The sequence below is a fragment of the Marivita sp. genome (genome assembly GCF_017643905.1).
Taxonomy (GTDB): domain Bacteria; phylum Pseudomonadota; class Alphaproteobacteria; order Rhodobacterales; family Rhodobacteraceae; genus Marivita.
Map to the genome: position 1 here is coordinate 1 of NZ_JAEPMO010000194.1, position 6,594 is coordinate 6,594.

Annotated in this window: 7 protein-coding genes; 3 read left to right on the forward strand and 4 right to left on the reverse strand. The window is 61.3% G+C overall.

Going from position 1 to position 6,594, the window contains the following annotated elements:
* Nucleotides 1-303: 303 nt before the first annotated feature.
* Genes JJ869_RS21020 through JJ869_RS21035 form a run of 4 tightly spaced genes read right to left on the reverse strand, consistent with a single transcriptional unit; the run spans nt 304 to nt 3,209 of the window.
* A complete protein-coding gene (locus JJ869_RS21020; RefSeq protein WP_292270387.1) occupies nt 304-909 on the reverse strand; it encodes an MSMEG_1061 family FMN-dependent PPOX-type flavoprotein in 606 nt (201 codons plus the stop codon).
* Nucleotides 896-1,630, reverse strand: coding sequence for a lysophospholipid acyltransferase family protein (locus JJ869_RS21025; RefSeq protein WP_292270388.1), 735 nt, complete (start codon nt 1,628-1,630; stop codon nt 896-898). Before JJ869_RS21025 ends, JJ869_RS21020 begins: the two co-directional genes overlap by 14 nt.
* Nucleotides 1,630-2,505, reverse strand: a complete 876-nt coding sequence (locus JJ869_RS21030; protein ID WP_292270395.1) for a cell division protein FtsX — start codon at nt 2,503-2,505, stop codon at nt 1,630-1,632. The genes JJ869_RS21025 and JJ869_RS21030 overlap by 1 nt, the downstream gene beginning before the upstream one ends.
* A gap of 26 nt (nt 2,506-2,531) precedes the next feature.
* The gene (locus JJ869_RS21035; RefSeq protein WP_292270389.1) at nt 2,532-3,209 is read right to left on the reverse strand and encodes an ATP-binding cassette domain-containing protein; all 678 of its coding nucleotides are present in this window, start codon (nt 3,207-3,209) and stop codon (nt 2,532-2,534) included.
* A gap of 183 nt (nt 3,210-3,392) precedes the next feature.
* On the opposite strand from JJ869_RS21035, the gene JJ869_RS21040 reads away from it, so the two are divergent.
* The 3 genes from JJ869_RS21040 (at nt 3,393) to JJ869_RS21050 (ending at nt 6,514) form a co-directional block, all read left to right on the forward strand.
* Nucleotides 3,393-4,253: a zinc-ribbon domain-containing protein gene (locus JJ869_RS21040; RefSeq protein WP_292270391.1), complete on the forward strand. Its 861-nt coding sequence runs from the start codon at nt 3,393-3,395 to the stop codon at nt 4,251-4,253.
* 165 nt (nt 4,254-4,418) lie between these two features.
* Nucleotides 4,419-5,807 (forward strand): aminotransferase class III-fold pyridoxal phosphate-dependent enzyme, encoded by a 1,389-nt coding sequence (locus tag JJ869_RS21045; protein WP_292270393.1) that lies wholly within the window; start codon nt 4,419-4,421, stop codon nt 5,805-5,807.
* A complete protein-coding gene (locus JJ869_RS21050; RefSeq protein ID WP_292270394.1) occupies nt 5,804-6,514 on the forward strand; it encodes a GNAT family protein in 711 nt (236 codons plus the stop codon). Before JJ869_RS21045 ends, JJ869_RS21050 begins: the two co-directional genes overlap by 4 nt.
* Nucleotides 6,515-6,594 lie beyond the last annotated feature (80 nt).

The following is a 6,594-nucleotide window of genomic DNA, read 5'->3' on the forward strand; positions in this document are numbered from 1 at the left end:
AAGATTCAACTAAACAACACCAATATAGGCAATGTGTGTGACTACAGAAATTTGCCCGAACACAACCGCTAAATCATTGAAATAACTCAGCCAGCCACCCTCAATTCAGGCGAATTTCGGCGGATTTTGTCGAACTTGGGGGGCCTGTGTAAAACCGGTTTCTCAAGGTCGGGGCGTGACCCCCAATTCGGAAAACCATCGTTCAGATCGCGGTGTGGGAGTGACCCTGTCCGCTCGTTGCGCAACGTGGGGGCACCCTGCATCCCATCCGTTAAGGTTTTGGAAAGCAACCGTGCGGTCGCCCTACCACATCCGCGGAATGGCGTTCACCTCGTAATTGGCGTCATACTCCGCACCGCCCAGCGCGCCGTCGGTCTGATCGGCGAGGATCTCGCCAACTGTCGGCAATCCTTCGGGCAATGGCGCGCCGTCCCACAGGCCCGAGCGCATCAGCGCCTTGGCGCACTGGGTGTAGACCTCGGAGACTTCTGTCACGATCACTGTGGCAGGCAGGATGTTCTTTTTCTGGAATGTACCGCGCAGCTCCGGATCATCCGTGATCCACGCGCGGCCATTGACCCGCACCGTGGTCTTGGTGCCGGGGATCATGAAGAGGAACGCGATGCGCGGGTCTTCAACCAGATCGCGCAGCGCATCCAACCGGTTGTTGCCACGCCAGTCAGGCAGCAGGATCGTATGACAGTCGGCCACCCGCACCACCGGGTCGATGTCGCCGCGCGGCGTGCCATGGGTGCCCCGCGATCCGGCGGTCGAGATGACACAGAACCGCGCGGCCTCGACCCAGCGGCGGTAGCTCGGGGTCAGATGATCCGCGACCTTGAACAAGGATGCCGGAACCGCCGCGTCGTAAAGCGCTTCAAGCTCTGCGATGGTTTCAATGCGGCGCATGGAATCCGGCCTCTTCGTTCAAACGGTTCGAGGCACTCTCGATCCGCGTTTCCAACAACTTGAGAAATTCATCACGCGGCAGGCCCGGCGCGATCGGCTCAAGAAACTCGACGACCGCAGTCCCCTGTTTGCGGTAGATGCCGCGCTTGGGCCAGAAGAGGCCGACATTCGCCGCAACCGGCACGCAAGGCTGGCCAAGCTTTTCGTAAAGCACCGCAATTCCGATCTTGTAGGGCGCTTTCACACCGGGGGCGATGCGGGTGCCCTGCGGGTAGATGATAAGCTGACCCGGCGTTGCCGTACCCTTTTTCACCCCTTCGACCATCTGCTTGATCGCAGCACCGCGCTTGCCCCGGTCCACCGGGATACATCCGATGCGCAACCCGTACTGACCAACGATGGGCGAATACATCAGAATACGCTTCATGATGAACTTGCCCGCCGGGACAGCCGAGAAGACAAGAAACACGTCCAGAAAGCTTTGATGTTTGGAGGCGACGATACATTCGTAATCGGGGGGTGTGCCACGGATTTCGGTCTTGAGTCCGATCATCCAGGGCGCCGCCCAGCGCACGAAGTGGCAGACCGACATACAGCCCGTGCGCGCGCCTTTGCGTGACACCACGGCCCACGGGAACAAACCCAAACCAACCACGGCAATCGCCACATAGACCGAGATCACGAACAGCAGCGAGCGCACCCACTGGATTGCATATGCCATCAGGCCAAGTCCTCCAACACACGTCCCGCCGCATAGCGCGTGGCGACGAATGCAACCAGCCCGGACAACGGCGGGATCAGCACCACCCAGACCCAGCCGATGCCCTGAATGCTCAGATCGGTGAGCACCCCTGCGGTTTCACTGCCGGACGGCACAAGCACCAGCGCGATGATCCCCGTGAGCGTGCCAAAGGCAGCGCCGGTCAGCGCCCGCAGCGCAAAACGCCGCACAAAAGCGCTTGCGATATAAGTATCCTTGGCACCGACCAAACGCAGCACGGCAATCACCTGCGCGTTGGCGGCAAGGGCGGCATTGGCAGCCAGCGTCACCATGGCCGCCGCAGCCGTTGCGATCAGCAGGATCGACGCCCAGCCCAAAAGTCTCAGCCGGGACGCCGCATCAATCAGCGGACGCCGCCATCGGGCGTGGTCATCCAGCACGGCGGCAGGGGCTTCGGCGGCCAGACGCAAGCGCAGGCCAGCGGCATCGTAACCATCCTCGGTTTCGATGATGTCAATCAGTTGTGGCAGAGGCAGGTTGTCGATTGGCAGATCGGCTCCGAACCACGGGCTGAGCAAGGCACGTTGCTCGTCGAGCGTCAGAGCGCGGGCATCGACAATGCCGGGCGTGGTGCGCAACACGCGCAGCGCCGCTTCGGTCTGGGTGGCGACCTCGCCCGCCGGGGCCGAGATGCGAATGGTCGAGGATTGCGCCAGCTCATTGCCCCACCGATCCGCAACCCGGCCCGCTGCCAGCGACAGGGCCAAGGCAAAGACGGCGAGGAACGACATCGCAAAGGCACTGAACAGCGTCAGGCGCGCGGTGAACCCGGTTGGCGGAACAACGCGATCCGCCCGTTCGTCGAATTGCAGCATCCGGGCCGTGGTCCGCAGATCAAAATTCACAGATCTGCCCCCGCCATCTGAAGCCGCCGGTTCGAGATCCGCAGAACCCGCGTCTGCACCTGCGCCTTGGCCGCACGGATCAGCCCAAGGTCGTGGGTGGCAATCAGGATCGTCTTGCCCATGCGGTTCAGCTCGACCAGCAGGGTCAGCAGGCGCTGCGACATCTCCCAGTCGATATTGCCGGTTGGTTCATCTGCAAGGATCACATCCGGCGACATGATGACCGCACGCGCCAATGCAGCGCGCTGGCGCTCGCCGCCCGACAGCTCTGGAGGCAATGCGTTGGCCCGTCCGGTCAGCCCGACCCACGCCAACAGTTCCTTGAGATTGGCATCCGCGCCATCGGGGTCCTGCCCGGACACGGTCAGCGGCAAAGCGACGTTTTCGGTCACCGGCAAATGGTCGAGGAACTGGCAATCCTGATGCACCACCCCAATCTTTCGACGCAGGATGGCAACATCATCGCGGCTCAGTCCACGCACATCGCGCTCAAAAAGGCGCACATGTCCTGCCGTCGCCTGCAAGGCACCATAGCAGAGCTTGAGGAAGGTGGTTTTCCCCGATCCGGACGGGCCGGTGAGAAAGTGAAACGATCCCGGTGCCACGTTCAGGGTCATGTCTGTCAATAATTCACCGCCGCCATAACTATAGGCTACATTTTCCAACTCGATCACGGCGGTCCGGTCCCTGCCACTGGTTCGGCGTTGTTGTGCCTGAGCATCGTGCGGGTTTCAATGCGCCGGAACGGTCACATTGGGCATTTACATGCGGAAACCCGCGCTTATTGTTCGTTTTCAACAAGAAGATGGTGGGCTGGGCTGGCAATTGAAGCCAGCTTGTTGGGGGCAACAGGCAAAATGCGGCTGAAATGTCCAAGTTGTGGGGCGCAGTACGAAGTCCCGGACGATGTCATTCCCGAGGACGGTCGGGATGTTCAGTGTTCCAATTGCGGCAACACGTGGTTTCAGGCGCGCGACACCAGTAATACACCAGAAGCCCTCGAAGCAGCCGCCAAGGCGCCCAAGGACGCGGTTTGGCATCCCGAGGTTGATGCGGATGTCGATGATCGTCCTTCGGTCAATCAGGAAGCGACACCGGGCAATTCTGCACCACCCGCACCACCCAAGCGCCGCGAGCTTGACCCTTCGGTCGCCGACATCCTGCGTGAAGAGGCCGAGATCGAGGCACGCGCGCGCCGCGCCGAAGCGGGAACTCTTGAAGAGCAGCCCGATCTGGGCCTGCAGGAGCCAGAAGACGAGGCAGCAAAGCGCGCCCGTCAGGCGCAGGAGAGAATGCGCAAGCTGCGTGGTGAAAATCCGGAAGCCGCCGCGGTTGCTGCCGCTGCAGCCGCTGTGGCCGATCGCCCGAAATCCCGACGCGATATGCTGCCGGATGTGGAAGAGATCAATCAGAGCCTGCGCGCCTCCAGCGAACGCACCGAAGTGCGCAGCGTGCAGGCCGATCTTGAAGACGATGACGAACCGTCCGGCGGTTTCGGGCGCGGTTTTCTCTATACCATCCTGCTGTTTGCGATAGCTGCAGCCCTCTACGTGTACGCACCCGAAGTCGGTGAGGCCGTGCCGCAACTGAAGGCTCCGATGGAGTCTTTCGTGATCATGGTGGACCAGCTGCGCGCCTGGCTGGACGCGCAAATCGCGATGCTGATGGGCATGATCAATGGCGCGCCCGCCGAACCACCGGCAGCGGACGGGTCCTGAACCGCCAAAACCTTGGGCAACATTGCAAGCGCACGTCCGCCAATGTGGACCTATCTGTGCGCCGGCTCTGGCCCTAACGTCGCAATACTGATCTGATCAAGATGTTTCCAGCCAGATCGACAGCCGCGTCTGGTCCATTGTGATTCTCAAACGGAGGTGACGCCCATGGACGGTACATTGACCCAGAACGATCTCAGCCACGTGGTCGAAGCCGACCGCGCCCATGTGTGGCACCACCTGATCCAGCACAAGCCGTTCGAGACCAACGATCCCCGGATCATCGTCGAAGGCAAAGGCATGCGGGTCTGGGACCAGAAGGGCAAAGAGCATCTGGATGCCGTGTCCGGTGGCGTCTGGACGGTGAACGTAGGCTACGGCCGCGAAAGCATCGCCAAGGCGGTCTATGACCAGCTTCTGAAGCTGAACTATTTTGCCGGTTCCGCCGGGTCGATCCCCGGAGCGCTGTTCTCGGAAAAGCTGATCACCAAGATGCCGGGCATGACCCGCGTGTATTACACGAACTCGGGGTCCGAGGCGAACGAGAAGGCGTTCAAGATGGTCCGCCAGATCGCGCACAAGCGCTATGGCGGCAACAAGCACAAGACCCTCTACCGTGACCGCGACTACCACGGCACCACCATCGGCTGTCTGTCTGCGGGCGGTCAGGACGAGCGCAACGCGCAGTACGGGCCGTTCACGCCCGGTTTCGTGCGCGTGCCGCATTGCCTTGAGTACCGCGCAGGCGATCAGGGCGCCCCGACCGAGAATTACGGCGAATGGGCCGCTGACCAGATCGAACAGGTGATCCTGCGCGAAGGCCCGGACACCGTCGGCGCGCTCTGCCTTGAGCCGGTGACCGCTGGTGGTGGCGTCATCACCCCGCCGCAGGGGTACTGGGACCGCGTTCAGGAGATTTGCCGCAAGTATGACATCCTGCTGCATATCGACGAAGTGGTCTGTGGCGTGGGTCGCACCGGCACATGGTTCGGCTATCAGCATTACGGCGTGCAGCCCGACATGGTGACGATGGCCAAAGGTGTGGCGTCGGGCTATGCGGCGATTGCCTGCCTTGTGACCACCGAGGACGTGTTCTCGATGTTCAAGGACAATGCCGACGATCCGATGAACTACTTCCGCGACATCTCGACCTTTGGCGGCTGCACGGCTGGCCCGGCAGCGGCGCTGGAGAACATGCGCATCATCGAGGACGAAGGTCTGCTGGAGAACACCACGGCGATGGGCCACTACATGCTGGACCAGCTTCACGCGCTGGCCGACAAGCACGCTGTCATTGGCAACGTGCGCGGCAAGGGTTTGTTCCTTGGGGCCGAACTGGTCGAAGACCGCGAAACCCGCAAGCCGATGGCCGAAAAGCGGGTACAGAAGGTGGTCGCAGATTGCATGCAGCAGGGCATCATCATCGGTGCAACCAACCGTTCTTTGCCCGGTATGAACAACACGCTCTGCTTCAGCCCGGCGCTGATCGCCACGAAAGACGACATCAACCAGATCATCGCGGGCGTGGACGAAGCCCTTGGCCGCGAATTTGCGTGAGTGATCCCCTGATCACGGCTCAGCGCCTGAATGCGCTGGGCCAACCTGTCGGCTTACCTCTTGCCGATACATCGCCCCGCCAGGTGCCTCCGCGCACCGCCATGGTGGGGCGATATTGTTCTGTCGTGCCGCTGTCGATGGATCATGCGGATGACCTGTACACCGCCTTTCGCGCGGATACCGAAGACCGCATCTGGACCTATCTGCCGAACGGCCCCTATCACGACCCTGCCGAATTCCGTGCGTGGGTCGATGAGGCGATCCAGAAGGACGACCCTCTGATGCACGCCATCCTCGTTGATGGCAAAGCCTTGGGCCATGCCAGCTACCTGCGGATCACCCCGGCCAGCGCCAGCATCGAGGTTGGGTTCATCAACCTTTCACCTGCCCTGCAACGCACCCGTGCCGCGACCGAGTTTCAGTTTCTGATGATGCGGCGCGCTTTTGATGATTTAGGCTATCGCCGATACGAATGGAAATGCGACGCGCTCAACGCACCATCGCGCAAGGCGGCCGAGCGGCTGGGCTTTACCTATGAAGGCACATTCCGCCAAGCGACGCATTACAAGGGCCGCAACCGTGATACTGCATGGTTTTCGATTATCGACAATGAGTGGCCCGGCCTGAAGCAACGCTTCGAGCGCTGGCTTGCTCCAGAGAATTTCGACGACACTGGTACGCAAAAACGCGGCTTATCGGCGGTGTGACAGTGGAGTGACGCGCAGGCCAAGGCACAAAGCAGCGCCTTGAGATGCAGCGCAATGGGTCTATTCCATAAAGACAAACT

What these genes read in the sequence shown, in the direction of transcription:
- JJ869_RS21025 (WP_292270388.1), bottom strand. Translation starts at nt 1,630, where the DNA reads ATGGCATATGCAATCCAGTGGGTGCGCTCGCTGCTGTTCGTGATCTCG.
- JJ869_RS21040 (WP_292270391.1), top strand. Translation starts at nt 3,393, where the DNA reads ATGCGGCTGAAATGTCCAAGTTGTGGGGCGCAGTACGAAGTCCCGGAC.
- JJ869_RS21030 (WP_292270395.1), bottom strand. Translation starts at nt 2,505, where the DNA reads ATGCTGCAATTCGACGAACGGGCGGATCGCGTTGTTCCGCCAACCGGG.
- JJ869_RS21020 (WP_292270387.1), bottom strand. Translation starts at nt 909, where the DNA reads ATGCGCCGCATTGAAACCATCGCAGAGCTTGAAGCGCTTTACGACGCG.
- JJ869_RS21045 (WP_292270393.1), top strand. Translation starts at nt 4,419, where the DNA reads ATGGACGGTACATTGACCCAGAACGATCTCAGCCACGTGGTCGAAGCC.